This is a genomic window from uncultured Muribaculum sp., assembly GCF_910583865.1.
Lineage (GTDB): Bacteria > Bacteroidota > Bacteroidia > Bacteroidales > Muribaculaceae > Muribaculum.
Genome location: NZ_CAJTYX010000028.1, coordinates 1 through 18,126, shown reverse-complemented (window position 1 = coordinate 18,126; position 18,126 = coordinate 1). Strand labels below are relative to the sequence as shown.

15 protein-coding genes and 1 pseudogene are annotated in these 18,126 nt (G+C 52.3%); all 16 read left to right on the top strand.

Going from position 1 to position 18,126, the window contains the following annotated elements:
* The first annotated feature begins 57 nt into the window (after positions 1-57).
* A complete protein-coding gene (locus QZ303_RS07425) occupies positions 58-2,970 on the top strand; it encodes a hypothetical protein (RefSeq protein ID WP_295731233.1) in 2,913 nt (970 codons plus the stop codon).
* 239 nt (positions 2,971-3,209) lie between these two features.
* Positions 3,210-4,133 carry a serine acetyltransferase gene (locus QZ303_RS07420; RefSeq protein ID WP_295731231.1) on the top strand — a complete coding sequence of 308 codons (924 nt, stop codon included), beginning with the start codon at positions 3,210-3,212 and terminating at the stop codon, positions 4,131-4,133.
* Positions 4,133-5,836, top strand: a complete 1,704-nt coding sequence (locus QZ303_RS07415) for a THUMP domain-containing protein (RefSeq protein WP_295731229.1) — start codon at positions 4,133-4,135, stop codon at positions 5,834-5,836. The genes QZ303_RS07420 and QZ303_RS07415 overlap by 1 nt, the downstream gene beginning before the upstream one ends.
* Before the next feature lie 36 nt (positions 5,837-5,872).
* Positions 5,873-7,153: a phosphoribosylamine--glycine ligase gene (gene purD / locus QZ303_RS07410; protein WP_295731259.1), complete on the top strand. Its 1,281-nt coding sequence runs from the start codon at positions 5,873-5,875 to the stop codon at positions 7,151-7,153.
* Positions 7,150-8,133 carry a hypothetical protein gene (locus QZ303_RS07405; protein WP_295731227.1) on the top strand — a complete coding sequence of 328 codons (984 nt, stop codon included), beginning with the start codon at positions 7,150-7,152 and terminating at the stop codon, positions 8,131-8,133. Before purD ends, QZ303_RS07405 begins: the two co-directional genes overlap by 4 nt.
* Positions 8,130-9,170, top strand: a complete 1,041-nt coding sequence (locus QZ303_RS07400; RefSeq protein ID WP_295731225.1) for a 4-phosphoerythronate dehydrogenase — start codon at positions 8,130-8,132, stop codon at positions 9,168-9,170. The genes QZ303_RS07405 and QZ303_RS07400 overlap by 4 nt, the downstream gene beginning before the upstream one ends.
* A gap of 87 nt (positions 9,171-9,257) precedes the next feature.
* Positions 9,258-9,801 (top strand): annotated as a pseudogene (locus tag QZ303_RS07395) (very short patch repair endonuclease).
* Positions 9,802-9,956: 155 nt separating this feature from the next.
* Entirely contained in the window at positions 9,957-10,703 is a 747-nt protein-coding gene (locus tag QZ303_RS07390; protein WP_295731224.1) for a LysM peptidoglycan-binding domain-containing protein, read from the top strand.
* A gap of 12 nt (positions 10,704-10,715) precedes the next feature.
* Positions 10,716-11,618, top strand: a complete 903-nt coding sequence (locus tag QZ303_RS07385) for a hypothetical protein (protein WP_295731223.1) — start codon at positions 10,716-10,718, stop codon at positions 11,616-11,618.
* Between the two features lie 20 nt (positions 11,619-11,638).
* Positions 11,639-12,490: a LysM domain-containing protein gene (locus QZ303_RS07380; protein WP_295731222.1), complete on the top strand. Its 852-nt coding sequence runs from the start codon at positions 11,639-11,641 to the stop codon at positions 12,488-12,490.
* A gap of 515 nt (positions 12,491-13,005) precedes the next feature.
* Positions 13,006-13,833 (top strand): hypothetical protein, encoded by an 828-nt coding sequence (locus tag QZ303_RS07375; RefSeq protein ID WP_295731221.1) that lies wholly within the window; start codon positions 13,006-13,008, stop codon positions 13,831-13,833.
* Positions 13,834-13,934: 101 nt separating this feature from the next.
* The gene (locus tag QZ303_RS07370; protein WP_295731220.1) at positions 13,935-14,312 is read left to right on the top strand and encodes a hypothetical protein; all 378 of its coding nucleotides are present in this window, start codon (positions 13,935-13,937) and stop codon (positions 14,310-14,312) included.
* Positions 14,313-14,356: 44 nt separating this feature from the next.
* Complete coding sequence (locus QZ303_RS07365; protein ID WP_295731219.1) at positions 14,357-15,091, top strand: hypothetical protein; 735 nt, start codon at positions 14,357-14,359, stop codon at positions 15,089-15,091.
* A gap of 79 nt (positions 15,092-15,170) precedes the next feature.
* Positions 15,171-16,496, top strand: a complete 1,326-nt coding sequence (locus tag QZ303_RS07360) for a sulfatase-like hydrolase/transferase (RefSeq protein WP_295731218.1) — start codon at positions 15,171-15,173, stop codon at positions 16,494-16,496.
* Positions 16,497-16,506: 10 nt separating this feature from the next.
* Positions 16,507-16,812 (top strand): hypothetical protein, encoded by a 306-nt coding sequence (locus tag QZ303_RS07355; RefSeq protein ID WP_295731217.1) that lies wholly within the window; start codon positions 16,507-16,509, stop codon positions 16,810-16,812.
* Between the two features lie 71 nt (positions 16,813-16,883).
* On the top strand, positions 16,884-17,915 hold the full coding sequence (locus QZ303_RS07350; RefSeq protein ID WP_295731216.1) for a hypothetical protein: 1,032 nt from the start codon (positions 16,884-16,886) through the stop codon (positions 17,913-17,915).
* The last annotated feature ends 211 nt before the right edge of the window (positions 17,916-18,126 follow it).

The window sequence follows — 18,126 nt, the reverse complement described above, 5'->3', positions numbered from 1 at the left end:
TCTTCGTTATAACCCAATCCACATCATCCGGGAGACATGATGTGACGAAAAGTAATTATGAAAAAAACGAAGGTAATCCTCTCCGGCCAGTTGCTGCTATCCCTGTCGTTTCCATCCACGTCTCTCGCAGCCGACACAACAGAAGTCCTGCCTGGCGACGGTTCTCTTGAAACGCCTTACATAATAGAGGACAGCCACTCCCTGCTCGTACTTGGCCGGCTGATGGAGGCAAAGGACTTTTACACCAGAGGCAAGTATTTCCGTCTTACAAGGGATATTTCCATCAACTCCCACGTGCTCGACCCAGACGGTTCTCTTTGCGGCGACAGCCTTAGTCTTGATGCCTGGACTCCCATAGGGCGCGATTCCTACGGAAAAGGATTTTATGGAGTTTTTGACGGAGGCGGCCACACCATATCAGGCCTCTACATAAATGACGCGTCTGCCAAAAACAGCGGACTGTTTGGCTATATCGACAAGGAAGGAGAGGTCCGAAACCTCAAATTAGCCGACAGCTACATCTGCGGCGGGGAAGCTACGGGTGGCATCATCGGTCTCAGCAGAGGGACTGTGATGGATTGTGAGAATAAAGCTACGGTTCGTGCGGTCGGCCCTACACATCAATCCGGGGGCATCGTCGGCAAGCTCGCGGACGGAATTATAATCAGATGCAGGAATGCCGGTCACATCTCCGGATGGACCTATCCTGACGAGTATGGATCCATGTGGAATTGTGAGACCGGAGGTATTGCCGGTTCTGCGGCCGCTAAAATCGACAGTTGCATCAACGTCGGATATGTGAAAGCGCTGGATTGGGGCAGTGTCGGAGGTATAACGGGCAGTGTATCCTCTTCAGTGACAAACTCGGTCAATGAAGGTGTAGTCACGAGCGACCACGAGGCAGCCATAGGAGGTATCGCCGGCAACAATTCGTCCTATGTGTCCGGGTGTATCAACCGTGGTCGCCTTATAGCTACGTGTCCCGGCTCATGCGTGGGCGGCATAATCGGCAGCAATAACTTCAACTCACGCATATATGGTTCCGAGAACCATGGCGAGATAATCTGCGATGTAGACAGCGTGTATGTAGGCGGTATCGTCGGTAATCTGAACGGAGGCCGTCAATATGACACATACTACACGCCGAAGGTCTATACAAGCCGAAATTCCGGAAATATCTCTACCGGCAGCGAAAAGAGCATGTGTGGCGGCATAGCCGGAAAAAGTTATTGCGGGGAGATATATGAATGTACCAACAATGGTCATATCGTCAGCCGGAATCTTGCCGGAGGCATTCTCCCGCTTGGAGAATTTCACACCAACATTTATGATTGCACTAACGAGGGCATCGTTGAAGGATGTAAAAGCACCGGAGGAATTGCAGGCAAACTTATCGACGAAGTAAGGAATTGCATAAATGCCGGGTCAGTAGGCACGATTGAGAATAATAGCGATTGCGGTGGTATCGTAGGATGGCTCAGCGGTGGGACCGCACGCAATTGCGTCAACACGGGCGAAGTCACTTCAGGCATGAATGTCGGCGGTATCGTCGGCAGCAACAATTCACGTTCCACCATTATTGCGAGCTACAATGCCGGATACGTCCATTCATCGACTACAGGCTCTCGCATAGGAGGTGTCGCCGGAGGGTCGGGCACTCTCCGCAACTGCTATAATGCCGGTATAGTCCGCGCGGAGGCTTCCGGCATCATGATCGGAGGAGTGACACATAATCTATGGGTAAACTGGGACAGCCATGGAAACCGGTCCGGAAGCACAGCCTCGAACTGCTATAACATGGGGGACATAATTGTCGACAGCATAGGTTGTACGGTGGGCAATATAGCTGCCTCCTACGAGAATTCAAATGCATCGCAACTGTTCAAAAACTGCTACTATCTCAAGAATGCCATATTTGGATTGGCCGGGACGGATGCCGACAATAAAAACAAAAACATCACCGCACTTGACAAGGATGCTTTCAGAAATCTCGCGACAGACCTGAACAAGGTGGAATTCTACGAATCGGTTCCATATATTCAAGGTTATTGGCGTCCGCTGTTGCTTAAAGACGGTGCCGGGACTCCGACCCCTATGCAATATTACCGTGTTGCGGCTTTTAATGGAGACAGTGTGCTCATTGATCTGGGCCTACCTGCCGAGAACGTTTTCTTTGACACAGACTCTACGGGAATCATTCTTGACGCATACAATGTCGGATATGACAATCATATCAGACGGGCAAAACTTGTAGACATGTCGGATTTCACTCTTGACACGCCTCTTAGAATAGACGGTCTCTATTATTCCCGACATCTGAACGGTCATTTCAACACAGTGTGTCTACCCGTAGGCATTGATGCATCATATTTGCCGGAAGGATGTCATATGGCGATTCCACACAGACTTGAAGGTGATACCTTACGTCTCGGATATATCGAATCGGCAAAAGCCGGTATGCCTTTCCTGCTGGATGGCCGATACGCCGGCGGCAAATGGACACTTATGATGTCTGATGTGAATTTTGTTCCGCTTCAGCCGGTGGGTCATGCCATGATGGAAGGCACATTCTCCTCTACACGCGACTTCCCTGCGGGTGGCTATCTCATGGATGAGGAAGGTGATTATCTGAAGAAAGCAGTTGTCGGGGACAGTCTTTCCTCATTCCGGGCATATGTATCGTTGGGGGACAGCGATACGGACAAGATTGGATTGTCACTGAATTCAGGCCAGACTTCCACCATCAACGAGATTACCTCGGGGAATCCTGTTGTTGCCGTCCATGGTTTGTCGATTCATGTGGATGATGTAAAATCCGGACAATTGATTGAGGTATATGATACCCATGGCCGATCGATATGCCGGCAGAAATCCGGTGTAGGAGCGACTGATATTGCCTTACCTGCCACCGGGATCTATTTGATACGGATCGGGACTTGGACTGCCAAAGTCATGGCACCGGGCATATAACAAAAGTCCATATCATAATCAGTCGGATCGAATAGGCAATAAAGTAGGATATGCAGGGCACAGAGTCACGTAAACCCATTACGTCTCTGTGCCCTCGGTGCGTTCGGCGCGAATGTTTTTAAGCAACCTCTTATTTTGGCCTCTATATTTGTGCGGGATTGTAGGAAAAACGCTAACTTTGTGGATGAAAGAGCGGACGCCTGATTGACAGGCAGTATGCACCGCGCGTAGAAAGCACTATGATAGAATTGAACCAGAGAGCCGAAGCGGTGCTTCGCCACACGGTTGCGCGCCTGAGCGACGGCGACAACCTCACCAACATCTGCCCTTCGCAATGGCGAGGGGAACCGTTGCCGTCGCATGAGGCGGTACGCGACATCGTGACGCTGTCGCGCGCTCTGGTGTTTCCCGGATTTTTCGGCGACAGCGATGTCACCCGCGAGAACGTGCTATATTTCACAGGGTTGTGGATGGAGAAGCTGTTCCACCTGCTCGTCGACCAGATCCATGCCGGCATATCAATGGCATGCTGCACCGATGCCGTGCCCGACAATATGGCCATACAGCGCGACGCCATCACCAAAGCAGCAGCCTTCATCGAGACCCTCCCCGAGCTGCGCCGCGTACTCAACACCGACGTCGAGGCCACCTACCATGGCGATCCCGCGGCTGAATCCGTCCAGGAAGTGCTCTATTGCTACCCAGGCATCAAGGCCATCGCCAACTACCGCATAGCCCATGAGCTGGTAAAGCTGGGAGTGCCAATAATCCCGCGCATGATAAGCGAGCGTGCCCACAGCGAGACAGGCATCGACATCCATCCTGCCGCCACCATCGGCGAATCGTTCACCATCGACCATGGTACAGGCGTGGTGATCGGCGCCACCGCCATCCTCGGACATCATGTGAAGATATACCAGGGCGTCACACTCGGAGCCAAAAGTTTCGACCTCGATGACAATGGAAATCCCGTCAAGGGCGTGCCGCGTCATCCGGTCATAGGCAACAACGTGATTATCTACAGCAACGCCTCGATTCTCGGCCGTATCACAGTGGGCGACAATGCCGTGATCGGCGGAAACATATGGGTGACCAACGATGTGGCGCCCGGCGAACGACTTATACAGGCCAAGGCCGACAATATACTTAGAATCAAGCAGTGATGAAATCGGAAAAATTTGAAATGGTCGCCAAGACCTTCCAGGGACTGGAAGATGTTCTTGCCGCCGAACTAACACGCCTCGGGGCTGAAAACGTCACCGCCGGAAGGCGCATGGTCTCCTTCGAGGGTGACAACGAGATGCTCTACAAGGCGAATTTCTGTTGCCGCACAGCCTTGCGCATCCTCAAGCCGATATGCAAGTTTACGGCATCCGACCCCGACACCCTCTACGACATGGTAAAGGAGATGGACTGGAGCGCCCTCTTGTCGGTCGACAAGACATTCTCGATTGACCCCGTGGTCAATTCCGACACGTTCACTCACTCGCGCTACGTGACCTATCGCGTGAAGGACGCCATCGTCGATTATTTCCAGGACCGTCTCGGCGAGGGGAAGCGTCCCGGTGTGCGGCTCCAGGATGCCGACGTGATGATCAACGTGCATATCGACGGCAACCGCGTGACCATGTCACTCGACTCGTCGGGCGAATCGCTCCACAGGCGCGGCTACCGCGTGGCGCAGACCGAAGCGCCTATCAACGAGGTGCTCGCCGCAGGCATACTGCTCAAGGCCGGCTACGACGGACAGTGTCCGCTCATCGACCCGATGTGCGGATCCGGCACGTTCCTTATCGAGGCCGCCATGATCGCCGCCAACATAAATCCCGGCGTCTATCGCCGCAATTTCGCTTTCGAGCAGTGGCCCGACTTCGATGAAGAGCTGTTTGAACGCCTTTACAACGACGACACTTCCGAGCGCACACCCCAGTTCCCGATTATCGGCGCCGACATATCGCCCAAGGCCATAGCCATCGCTGAGAAAAATATCAAGCAGGCTGGCGTGGGCCGTTGGATTGACCTTCAGATAAAGCCGATAGCGAAATGGGACGAAGCGCCGGCCGACGGCATGCTCGTCACCAATCCGCCCTACGGCGAGCGCATATCGGTCGATGACATGGCCTCGCTCTATCAGACCATCGGCAACAGGCTGAAGAATGTGTTCAAGGGCTACCGCGCATGGATCATCGGCTATCAGGACGAGCACATGCGCCACATAGGCCTTGCCCCATCGCAGAAGGCCACCCTCTACAACGGCTCGCTCGAATGTGAACTGCGCGAATATGAGATATTCGAGGGAAACTACAAGAATTTCCGAAGCGAAGGGAAGCATCTCGACAAGCAGGACGCCACTCCCAAAGCCGACAGAACCGCACGTCGCAAGACCGACGACGAGTGGCGACGCGACGCACGCAAGCAGGGATTCGGGGGACGCAACGGTGACACCCCCCGTTTCCGCAAGGATGGCGACCGTGGACCGCGCAAGCCCAACGCCCTCGAAGAAAAGTATCGTGCAAAGCCTCTGGGTCGTAAGAAGCGTTTCGACGACGAGGAGCCGGCTCCACGAGGATTCGGCCGCAAGCCGTCGTTCGGCGGAAAATCGTTCGGCGGCAGGCACGATGACGGCAAGCCCTTCGGACGCCACGACGAAGGCCGTCCGTTTGGCCGCCGGAACGACAAGAAGCCTTTCACCCGCAACGGAAACGATGCTCCGGAGTCGGAAAACCCGCTGGCAAAACGACGCAACCAGGCATGGCTCGACGAAATCATGAACCGCGAGTCGCAACCTAAGCCCCTCGTGCGCCGCGGCTGGCGTCGCGCCAAAGGCAACGACTCAACCGATGCCCCTGCATCTGACGAAAAATAATAATCCCAATCGACAATATTTCCGATGAATACACCGATGAACATACTCCTGCTCGGATCGGGTGGCCGCGAATCGGCCCTCGCCTGGAAAATAAGCCAAAGCTCCCTTTGCAACCATCTTTTCATCGCTCCCGGCAACGGCGGCACCGGCGCCTACGGCACAAACGTGGCCATGTCGCCGCTCGATTTCCCCGAAATCGCCAAATTCGTGAAAGAAAACGCCGTTGGCATGATCGTCGTGGGCAACGAGGATCCCCTCGTGGCCGGCATATGGGATTACTTCAAGGATGACGACAGCGTGCTCGTCGTAGGGCCGTCCCGCTCCGGTGCGGCGCTCGAAGGGAGCAAGGATTTCGCCAAGGCGTTCATGATGCGCCACGGTATCCCCACGGCCCGCTACCGCAGTTTCACAGCCGACACTCTCGACGAGGGCTATCGTTTCCTGGAGAGCCTCAAACCGCCTTATGTGCTCAAGGCCGACGGCCTGGCCGCAGGCAAGGGTGTACTGATTATCGACAGCCTCGACGAGGCCAAGGCGTTACTTAAGGAGATGCTCGGCGGCATGTTCGGCGCATCGAGCGCCACGGTAGTCATCGAGGAATTCCTCTCAGGCATAGAGTGCTCCGTGTTTGTACTCAACGACGGCAACGGTGGCTATCGCGTGCTTCCCGTAGCTAAGGACTACAAGCGTATCGGCGAGGGCGACACCGGTCTCAATACCGGAGGCATGGGCGCGGTAAGCCCGGTCCCATTCGCTGACGAAGAGTTCATGCGCAAGGTCACCGAGCGCATCATCGAGCCTACCGTCAAGGGACTTGCCGAAGAGGGGATCGTATATCGCGGATTCATCTTCCTCGGCCTCATCAACGTTGGCGGCGAGCCTATGGTGATAGAGTACAACGTGCGCATGGGCGACCCCGAGACAGAGGCTGTGATGCTGCGCGTCGATGCCGACCTGGTAGCGCTGATGAAAGCCGCCGCCGAAGGCAATATCGGCGACCTCGAGCTGAGCCACGACCCACGCACTGCGGTGACTGTCATGATGGTGTCAGGCGGTTACCCCGGCTCCTACGGCAAAGGCTATGAGATAACAGGCCTCGGCGATGTGACCGACAGCATCGTGTTCCACGCGGGTACCAAACGTGATGCCGAAGGCCGCGTGCTCACCTCCGGAGGCCGTGTGCTCTCCGTAAGCTCCTATGGCGACTCCATCGCCGACGCCCTGGCGCGCAGCTACGGATCGATGGCGCGCATAGGCTTTGACCATGCCAACTTCCGCCGCGACATAGGCCGCGACCTCATGGTCCTCGAGAAGTGAGAGAAGAGAGGCTGACCGACTTCCTGCACTCCCGCTACGGATTCCTGCTGATGGCGTTGCTGTCGGCAGGGGGCACGGCGGGGGCGTATCTCCTGCGTCCGGCCATGGCCCTTGTGGCCGGGTGGGGTCCGTTGGCGTCGTCCCCCGTCACATGGTTCGACGGGATGCCCGTCGCGTCGCTGTGTGCCGGCTTCGGCCTGAATCTCTTCGTGGCCTTCACGCTCATCTACATCAACAAGCACTACAATGTGCTACGCTCCATCTCCCTCCTCTTCGCAGGACTGTTCCTGGTGATGGAGACGGCGCTGCCGGCACTCACTACGCATATGTCCGACGGCATCTTCATCGCCGTCGTCCTCCTGCTGGCGCTGTTGCCGCTATACACGGCTTTCCAGAGACCCGACCGCACGCAGCGCGTGTTCATAAGCTTCTGCGTGGTCAGCGCCGGCGCATTGGTCGATGTGACATGCGCTGCCTACTTCCCGGCTCTCTTTCTCGGCTGCTTCCAGATGCGCTGCACCACGCTCCGCTCCATGCTCGCCGCCATGCTCGGCATGCTCACGCCCTGGTGGATAGCATGGGGGTTCGGATGGCTCGACCTCAGAGCCGTGCGTCTGCCGGAGTTCGTCAGCTTGTTCTCGGTGCTCGACGCAATGAAGCTCGCCCAGGTACTCGTGTATGCCGCCACGTCGCTGGTGCTCGGCATAGGATTCGGCATGTTCAACCTGCTGAAGATCTACAGCTACAACGCACGCACGCGTGCCTACAACGGATTCCTGACCGTGCTCGCGCTCACCACTGTCGCCCTGATGCTCCTCTACTACAACCGTCTGGTCATATACCTGCCGATGCTCAACGTCTGCACGGCCATACAGATGGGCCATTTCTTTGTGATAAACCGCCGTCGACGCAGCTATATACCCATACTTTGCGTAATCGGGATGTATGCCGCGCTCTATATCTGGAGTCTTACCATATGAAAATCGTCATCGAGAAAAACATCCCGTTCATCGCAGGGCTGCTTGACAACGTGGCCTGCGTGAACTACCTTGCCCCGGAGGAGATCACTCCCGAGGCTATGCGTGATGCCGACGCGCTCGTCACGCGCACCCGCACCCGCTGCGACGCATCGTTGCTCGACGGCTCTCTCTGCCGGTTCATAGCCACCGCCACCATAGGCACCGACCATATCGACCTCGGCTACTGCCGCGAGCGGGGCATCACCGTGGCCAATGCGCCCGGATGCAATGCCCCGGCCGTAGCGCAATATGTGCTCGCCTCGGTGCTCGCATGGGCCGAAGCACGTCGGCGCGTCCCCGTCGGCATTGACGCCCCTTTCCCGCTCTCCGGCCTGACGATGGCCGTTGTTGGAGTGGGCCATGTCGGCTCAATCGTGGGCCGCTGGGCCGAGGGGTTGGGCATGCGCGTGCTCCGCGTGGACCCGCCGCGTGCCGAGGCGGAAGGACCGGAAGGTTTCTCCACCCTCGACGAGGCCGCCCGCGAAGCCGATATCATCACTTTCCACACTCCGCTGCTTCGTTCGGGCGCGCATCCAACTTTTCACATGGCCGACAAGCGCTTTTTCGATTCGCTGCAGCGTGCGCCACTGATTGTCAACAGCGCGCGCGGCCTCGTGGTCGACAATGCCGCCCTTGTCGAGGCGCTTGACAGCGGCAAAGCGGGCGATGCGGTCATCGACTGCTGGGAAGGAGAGCCGGATATATCCCCGGAGCTGCTACGACGTGCATTCATCGCCACGCCCCACATCGCCGGCTATTCCCGTGAAGGCAAAATCCGCGCCACGACCATGGCTCTCGATGCCCTCACCCGCCATTTCTCGCTCCCGGCAGTTGCCCCCGTCGAGACCATAGGATTCGACATCCCGGAGCATCCTTCGGCCGCCGCCATCCTCGCCTCCTACGACCCCTTCGCCGACACCGCCGCCCTGCGCTCCGCTCCGGCAGCATTCGAGCAGCTCCGCAACCGCTATGCCTACCGCCCGGAAGTCAGAGGATGACCGGGTGCCCGCTTTCCTGACAAGCCAAAAATCCATTCTGATTGTTACATATAAGTAACCCTTAAAGGGTTCAGGAGGGACACCCTTATGGATATCTGGAGCAAGAAGAAGCGATCTGCCGTAATGGCAAAAATACGGGGCAAGGACACTCGTCCCGAGCTTATCGTGCGCCGCTACCTATTCTCGCGAGGCTACCGCTAACCGCAAGAACGTCAAAGGGTTGCCGGGCACTCCCGACATAGTGCTCCCAAAGTACGGCATCGTGATTTTCATCCACGGGTGCTTCTGGCATGGCCATGAGGCAGACGGCCACATACCCAAGAGCAACACCGAATTCTGGCGCACAAAAATCGAACGCAACAAGCAGCGCGACGAGCGCGACCGCACCCTACTGCGCGACATGGGATGGTCGGTCATGACCGTCTGGGAATGCCAACTCAAGCCGGCCGTGCGCCGCACCACCCTACTCGAAATAGAGTACCACATCAACCACGCCTACCTCTCCCGACTCTCATCCCCATCGACTCAGTCTCCATCATCTCCGTCTCCATCTACCTATCCCACCACCGAACCCGACATACAGTCCAACCTCCCCATCGCCGCCGATTCCCCTCTGGAATATGGTAAATAACGACATATCGCGATATTTAAGTAACTTTAACTAATGGGGGGGGTAAATAGTGAATTATTATTTAATTTTGCTGCATTGTTTTAATTGCGTGCCTGCTTGCTTACCTGCTGCCGGGGCGCATATCAGATCAGTCATTAATGCGATAATATTTCACAATGAGATTATTTCTTGCTGTAATTTTTGCCTTGGTATCGTGCATGTCGGCGCAAGGAGCCTATCGTCCGCAAAGTTCCGACGACATGATATTGTTCCGCGACGGCCACAATATAGACGTTAAGATCACTCAGGTGGTCAAGGACCAGATTTTCTATAAATTATCGTCGAAGAAGGATGCGCCCGAGCTTTCGGTGGACATTGCCGATGTCTATATGATAAAGTTTGCATCACGTGGCAACGTGTATATCACTGCCGACGGCAAGAGGGTGACCGGTGAGAACCAAAAAATCGACAAGGAAGCCAACCTGATTTATCTTATCACCGGCAAGGAGATCCAGGCATTCAACCCGAAAGTCGGCACAGACATAATCACCTACCAACTTACGCCTAAGGCGAAGAAAGGGATGACACCGCAGATGGGGGCAGTACCATTGTCCGACGTGTTCCTGATAGAGTATGCCGACGGCACACGTGATGTTATAACTGACCTATCCGGAGCTGTCATGCCAAAGACAGCCGTCATCATCCCTGATGAACCGAAAGAGGAGACCCCCGAACACAAACCGGCATTGAAAGTAGTGTTCCATACGGCAAAGTCGGGCGACACCATCGATTCGGTGGCATCACGATATGGCGTCACACCGCAGGAGATTATCGAGTGGAACGAACTTCCTGCCAAGACGCGCACCACCGCGCGCCTCAAGGTGGGAATGGAACTCATGCTCTACGTCGAATCCACCGAATAAAGCCAGATCTCCATGCGAAGCAAATCACACCGAATCCTTTATGCAATTGGAGGATTATCCATAATAACGGCGGGGACACTGTCGATCGGTTCATGTTCGGGCAATTCCCACTCCGATGTCATCAAGGTGGTATCGGAGCGCGACTCGCTGCGCAACGTTGCCGCCGCCCAGGGTCGTTGGCTTGAAAAGGTCAATACCGTCCTAACCACCCTTAACTCCGCGCTCGACTCGGTCCAGCGCCAGGAGGGGATGATATTCCTCAACATCGACGGTGAAAAGACAGCCTCGCGTGCCGACGCGCTCAACAATCTCGACCGGTTTGAGGCCGTAGTGCGGTCGCAGAAGCATCGCATAGATCAGCTCGAAGCCCAGCTAAAAGCCCGCGACGAACTCGATGAGCCTGAATCACGCTCGCTGGAGGCATCCACGCTCATCGCCAATCTCCGCTCACAGCTCGCACAGAAGGACCAGCAGATAGCAGACCTGCGCAAAGAACTTGAAAAGAAAAACGTGGACATAGAGAAGCTACGCGCCACAGTCTCGTCGCAGAACAGCCGCATAATGCAGCTCGATGAACAGAACAAGCGCTATTCTACCGCACTCACGCGCCAGTCCGACATGCTCAACACGGGCTATGTGGTCATGGGCACGAAAAAAGACCTTGAGTCAAAGGGCATAATCCGCAAGGGGCGCCTTGTCGCCACCTCAGCCCTCGACCGTTCCAAGTTCCGGCAGGTCGACATACGCAAGTTCACCGAAATCACGTTCGAAGCCAAGAAGCCGCGTATCATCACCGATGCGCCAACCTCGACCTACTCCCTCACCACCACCGGCGACGGTCACTTCACCCTCCACATCCTCAACCCCGCCGACTTCTGGTCAATCTCCAACTTCCTCGTAATCCAGACACGCTAAAAATCAATACAATCATAATCATGACTTTTACAAAAATCTCTCATCGTTTGATGCTGCTTGTTGCATCATTGATATGCTCGTTGTATGCTATAGCACAGACAGCTCAGTCCACCATAACCCACATAATGCAAAAGGGAGAAACGCTACAGACTGTTGCGGCCCGCTACTCAACCACCACTCAGGCGATAATCGAACTGAATCCCGAAGCTGCCGACTTCACCTACGTCGGCATGGAACTCAAAATACCGGTAGCCACCCCAACATATTCAGAATCTACGTTAAAAACTCCCATATCTACATCTGCAAGTGAATATTTGGACTATAATACGGCAAATTCGACTCAGCAATATGCCGATTCGTATCACGATGAGAGCGAAGTTTGGAATCCTTATGGAATTGGATATATCGCAAATTTCTCTAATAACGGGAAAGGATTCTATGGATTTACATATGAGTACCTCCCATATAGTGGCGGATTAGGATTCTACATGTTTTATGGAACAGGTTGGGGAGTAGTGTCAGATGATTTTGATCTACATATTCGTATTGGGCCTACATTTGGTCATCGTTATACTGAAAATATCATGTTTTCATGTCCAATTAGCTTTACGGGTACAACTTTTTCTTATTTAAAGAAAATCAGCAAAACCGGTTATGAGGAATCTGGCTTCAGTATCGCTTTTGGTCTCGCTGCTAATCCTCGCGTCGGCTTTAAAGTTGGTAAACACGGATACATTTCTCTTGGACTTGACTTGAATTATTGTTTTAAGACTAAGAAAACCACAACGATTGAGGCGACAAACACTAAATTGGATTTAGAGTATGGTGGAACACCCTATGTAGGTTTTACCGTATCAATAGGTGCAATATAACCATTGATTTGCAACTAAAAAAATGAGACAGTCAATAATAATCATTTTCATAGTCTTACTTTATAATTCTATTAGCATTTTTTCGCAAACAACTCCGTTGGAATGTAGAGCGCTTCTATTCCATACGTATGGACTTGCCGGAGATGACCCATTTAGCATTACTAATGAAAAGGCTGAAATCGCGATATCGGTATTGACACCATATGCTGAGTCCGGGGATGTAAATAGCATGTTTAAACTGGCATGCATTTATTCCGGGAATTATGGGGTTATATATTATGGAGAAGATTATGAGAATCTACAGATATTCCCTACTCCGGACGATTACCGGTATCTTTCTACTACGAAATGTAATAAGTATCTAACAATGTTCTTGAAAAGTAAAAAATATCGAAATTGGGAGTTTGGTACATATGAAGCCCCTTTTGGACAGGATAAACCTATCATAGATCAAATGGTTAGGCTGATACAGTACCGATTTTTGAACACAGATTTAGTCTATTAAAGAATTAATTATGGAAAGATATTTAAAGTATGGTATTCTTATGCCATTGCTATCAATTATAATTTCGATACCCATAATATCGTGTAGCAGCGATGATGACGGTAATGGCTTTGACACTAATTCAATAATTGGAAGTTGGTATGGTACAAGAACATACTACAATCCCGTTGGAGGTACCAAATATCAGTATCTGACTGTCGAATTTATGGCAAATGGAATGGGGAATTCCACTTATGAGATTCCGGCAAGTTCTACTTATGCATCTTTTACGTACAGCGTGAACGGGAATATCATACAATGTCAAGGATTCTGCGCAAGTACAAGCGACGATGAAGTAGAAGCAGAAAAATTCAACCTGACTTTGAAGATTAAGGGTGACCGATTGTTACCTCAGGGGAGATATGCACACTTTATTCTCACCCGTGATGGCAGTGTTATGACCAATGGCGACGGTAATGAAGTTACCGACAAAACCGATGAATTTAATGAGTTTGATGAAACTGATGAAAACTGGCAGAATTTTAAGACTCTTAAAGGGACTTCTTGGACTTTAGAAGAAATTCGCAGCAATGAACATATCCCTTCAGGGTATTATGAATATCTTGGCGAAACCATTACTTTTGGAAATGAATATCTCGGAAAGGCAATAAATGCCTATGGTGAAATTTATTCCAAATTTGGTGAATATAAATATTATACATCGTCTTTCTCCGGATATGGGAAATGGACTATTGAGAATGACGAATCCATTGGATTTTATCTAAACTCGGAAACAAGCAATGCATCCGAATCTCAAATTGGAGCGTATGTTGAAGCGCTAAAGTGTGGGGGGAAATAATCCTTCTAACACCGACAGAACTTGTTCTCAAATCAAGATTTAATGATTTTAAATATTATTACAGTCGAAATTACAAGTAAAATACATCTAATTTATTAAGTATGAATCAATTTAAAAGAAGTTTTATGCGCTTTCTGATGTCATTGTTGGCAATTATCATTTCAATGCCCATGGTGTCATGTAGTAGCGATGACGATGACAACAAGAAGGAAGAATCCGTACTTGTTGGAGTATGGCGTAGTGATGAGCATTGGGTTTATCCGAGCTATTATACATTCCGTTCGGATGGCACCTACAACTTTAGGGTTGAAAGAGGATGGCATGAGGAAAGCGGAAGTTATTCATTAATTTCTATTGGGGATGGTACATATCTGTTAAATATGAGTGGTAACGAATCGGTCATAATCTCGGGATTGACAAATAAGAGGTTCATATTGACCTCAGATGGCTGTAATTATACATACGAAAGAATTTCATAGTATATGTGTATATCGTATATATTTTTTAACTTAATTCAACTATAATGAAGAAAACTTTGAAATGGGCACTTCTTATGTCCTTGTGTGCCGTGTTATTTTCGGCACTCATGGTATCATGTGGCGGCGACGACGATAAGGATGACGATGCCGATAAGAACAACGAGTTGTTAGTAGGCACATGGTCAGAATCCGGTAGTTGGAACGGCAGCTATGGACCGGATTCTAACGGTAACTACAATTATGGCTACATATTCAATGCTGATGGCACCTACGTGTTTTTTGGATCCGGCAAATCTCCAGGCACATATACATTTGTTGATAACAAGCTGATATTAACAGATAAGTATAGCTCTGAACTTAAGATCGTAAAGACATTGAATGAGAATGTTTTAGTACTAGTTGAAGAGGATGAGGAATATGGCGACGAGGTTTATACCTACTATAGAGTCAATGAAGGCAGCCCAGACCATGGCAGTTCAACCCCTGATGAAAAAGCCCCATACGATGGTAATTTCTATGGAACTTGGCATGGCCTTATTGACTTCGATGAAATCGCAATTGATCTAACGTTCAAAAAAGACGGCACATATACCGAGCTTTGTTATGGAGAGGAAAGCAGAGGGAGATGGCTTATTAGCGGTAATCAGCTAACTATCAGCGACAAATCCATTATTGCTAACAGCCATGGTACTCAATACAAGATTGTTTCTTGTACGGCTTCACGGCTTAATATAATTGCTACACAGAACAACGACAACTTAATATTTACAAAACGGTAACCTTATATCAAGGAATTCCATATCCTTAAAATGGCGCTGGGTCGATACTCGATTCAGCGCCATGATTTAATGATCGATTATGCGTGGAAGCGTATTATTCATTGCCGCACTTGTCGTAATTGCTGTTCTCAACGCGCAGTGGATAGACGGATGCGGAGCGACATTATGGAGAGAGGCGTGGCAGGTGGAGATGTGGTGTTGGACCGCGCTTGCGGCATCGGTAGTGGCGTTGCCGTATGTGATGTTCCGCAAATGTTGGTGGGTATCGGTGGCGCTCCTGACGGGATATTATGTGATGATGCTCGCCAACCTGCTCTATCTCCGCACGTTCGGCAGCCGGATTCCCATCGGTGCATATGTCCTTGCCGGGACTCTTCCCGAATTCTACGATTCGGTGCTCGACAACTTCAGGGTGTCCGACCTGGCAGTCCCGCTTTTCGCAATCGCAGGCATATGGGCGGAAAAGCGGCATGGCAATCCGCATCATGGGATTGCAGGGCGATGGATATGCCTTTGGTCCGTGGGGATACTTGGGGTCACCATAATGACTTTTTCTTATCCACAGCCGGTATTTGACAAGCTCGAATTCATGGCCGACCACCATCAGGAGCATGCGCTTGGTGTGTCGCGCTACTCATTGCCGATGGTACTGATAAACGACATGCAGGGATTTCCGCCGCCGGACGAGGCAACGCTCCGGCGGGCGAACCATGCACTCGGCCGCCGTTTCATCGACCGGGACACGTCGGAGCTGCGCAACCTCGTGGTTATTTTCATGGAGTCGCTTGAAAGCTGGCCAATAGGCCTTGACGTGGACGGACGGGAGGTAACACCCGTGATCAACTCGCTCATAGCGGAGAAGAGCACATTGAGCACGCTCGGGGTTGAGAACCTCACCGGCATCGGGCGCTCGATCGACGCGCAGTTGCTCGTGCTGTGCGGACTCCTTCCTCCCCGCGACAGAGTGTTCAGTTTCGCTTATCCAGGCAACCGCTATCCTTCAATATTCCATGCCCTGAAAAAGAAGCATCAAAGCCGGGTGTATTCATTCACTACCGACCATCCCGAAATCTACAATATCGGCACCATATCATCGCGCTTCGGAGTCGACAGCCTCTATGTAATGAAGGACATGGAAACCGGTCGACGGCTTGATGACGCGAAATTCTTCAACCAAGTTGCCACCAAGATTGATTCCGACTCGTTGTGGCGGGAGGGACATTCGACAGTGCTACAACTCGTGACGTATTCATGCCATTCACCGTTCAGGCGTATCGGAGGTAGTCGTTTCGCCACGCCCAACGAATGGCCACCGACACTGCGGAGATATATCGATCTGGTCAGCTATACCGATGCCGCCTTAGGACGGTTTATCGACTATCTTAAATTCGAAGTCCGACTATGAACGCACGCTTGTGGTGATTGTCGGAGACCATCCGGCATTCGGCTCCGCACGCCGCAGGGAGTTTGAGCGTCATGTCGCCCGATGTGCCGACGAGCATATTCCGCTCGTCATGCTCAACGGCAACGACACCACATGGCGCATCGATATGCCGCGCCGCCAGTGTGACATCTATACGGCGATGCTCTCGCTCATGGGTCTTGGCTCATACGGATGGCACGGCATTGCGAAACCCGACAACATTCCCACCGATAGAAACACATCCTCCGAATATGAAATATCCTCCATGATTCTGGCCTATGACCTCTATAATGACTGAATTGAGGAGGCGGACATTTGCACAGTTGGCGCGGAAGAATTAACTTGCGGGGGTATTCATTATTGGAGGCGATGAAAAAGTATTTTGCAGGAATAATGGCAGCGGGATGTATGGCCGTGGCCACATGTGGGGACATGCATGCGGAGGATGTCACGGACAACGATGGCATAGGGAGAGCGCGTGTCGATGTAGGGATGGTGCAAGTGTGTCCGGGAGAGGCGTCCCTTGAGGTAGATACCGCAAGTCGGGCGCTCCCTGCCATATCGGCCGACGGCAAGGAATCTGTCGTAGCACGGTACTATCGCGAGTATGCCATGCGGCCAGCCAGAAGGCCTTTAATCATGGATATTCTTGTAGGCCCGGCAGTCAGCCTCGGCTCGCGTGGAGGACATTATGACTGGGCGGGCCCGCGTCCTAAAGCTATCAATTGCATTACCCTGCGCCTGGGCTACTATCCGTTTCTCCATTGGGGGATATACGGATCGATCAGCTGGTCAACATATAAGCCACGTGAGTATTGGAGCGACATACTCGATGTGCCACTTATCGACCAGTCAAGAGTGGACTGCTTCTACGGCGGCACGTGGGCCAATGCGTCAGGCGAATACGGGCTGGCCTATCAGGTGCAATATCGCAGATGGGCCTTTCAGGCTCGGGTCGGTTACGGCGCATATTCCATGGGCCGAGGTGGAGACGTGAAAGGCGTCTACAATAAAGTGGATGAGTTTGGCAGGGGATACGAGCCGGAACTAGAGGTGTGCCGTCACATCTGGACAAGATACGTGGCTTTCAGCATGACATTCGGTTATAGGCTCTCGCGCACATGCAATCTTGTGTTCGACATAGGCTACCGCCATCCGTTCGACCGCCCGGATGCGTTCGTGAGCACTTTCTATGACGAGCGCCCAGCAGGCTGGCACTACAACACAATGCACATGCCCGGAGCAACCGGCGGGACGAAGTTCAGTTCAATCACACCCTGGGGACGCGATCTTACCCTCTACATCGGCTTCCAGTTTATTACCGACATGGCGCGTAAGCCCGGAGGCAAGAGGAATCGCCCCCACACCTATACACCACCGGTTTTCCACCACCGCAAGTGATTTACCTGGTATTCTTCCTCAAGTTTTGAGACGGATTTTTGCCGGTTGAATCTGCATTGAAACAAATTTGAGACAAATTTTGTGTTTGCATGCGAGATTTCCGCTCCGATATTTGCAAGGATTAAAATTACGTGCTATCTTTGCACCGCAAACACCGACGGGGTATTAGCTCATCTGGCTAGAGCGCGACACTGGCAGTGTCGAGGTGAGC

Coding starts and splice junctions, on each gene's coding strand:
- purD (WP_295731259.1), top strand. CDS start 5,873: ATGAACATACTCCTGCTCGGATCGGGTGGCCGCGAATCGGCCCTCGCC.
- QZ303_RS07390 (WP_295731224.1), top strand. CDS start 9,957: ATGAGATTATTTCTTGCTGTAATTTTTGCCTTGGTATCGTGCATGTCG.
- QZ303_RS07380 (WP_295731222.1), top strand. CDS start 11,639: ATGACTTTTACAAAAATCTCTCATCGTTTGATGCTGCTTGTTGCATCA.
- QZ303_RS07420 (WP_295731231.1), top strand. CDS start 3,210: ATGATAGAATTGAACCAGAGAGCCGAAGCGGTGCTTCGCCACACGGTT.
- QZ303_RS07375 (WP_295731221.1), top strand. CDS start 13,006: ATGGAAAGATATTTAAAGTATGGTATTCTTATGCCATTGCTATCAATT.
- QZ303_RS07425 (WP_295731233.1), top strand. CDS start 58: ATGAAAAAAACGAAGGTAATCCTCTCCGGCCAGTTGCTGCTATCCCTG.
- QZ303_RS07360 (WP_295731218.1), top strand. CDS start 15,171: ATGCGTGGAAGCGTATTATTCATTGCCGCACTTGTCGTAATTGCTGTT.
- QZ303_RS07385 (WP_295731223.1), top strand. CDS start 10,716: ATGCGAAGCAAATCACACCGAATCCTTTATGCAATTGGAGGATTATCC.
- QZ303_RS07350 (WP_295731216.1), top strand. CDS start 16,884: ATGAAAAAGTATTTTGCAGGAATAATGGCAGCGGGATGTATGGCCGTG.
- QZ303_RS07400 (WP_295731225.1), top strand. CDS start 8,130: ATGAAAATCGTCATCGAGAAAAACATCCCGTTCATCGCAGGGCTGCTT.
- QZ303_RS07415 (WP_295731229.1), top strand. CDS start 4,133: ATGAAATCGGAAAAATTTGAAATGGTCGCCAAGACCTTCCAGGGACTG.
- QZ303_RS07365 (WP_295731219.1), top strand. CDS start 14,357: ATGAAGAAAACTTTGAAATGGGCACTTCTTATGTCCTTGTGTGCCGTG.
- QZ303_RS07370 (WP_295731220.1), top strand. CDS start 13,935: ATGAATCAATTTAAAAGAAGTTTTATGCGCTTTCTGATGTCATTGTTG.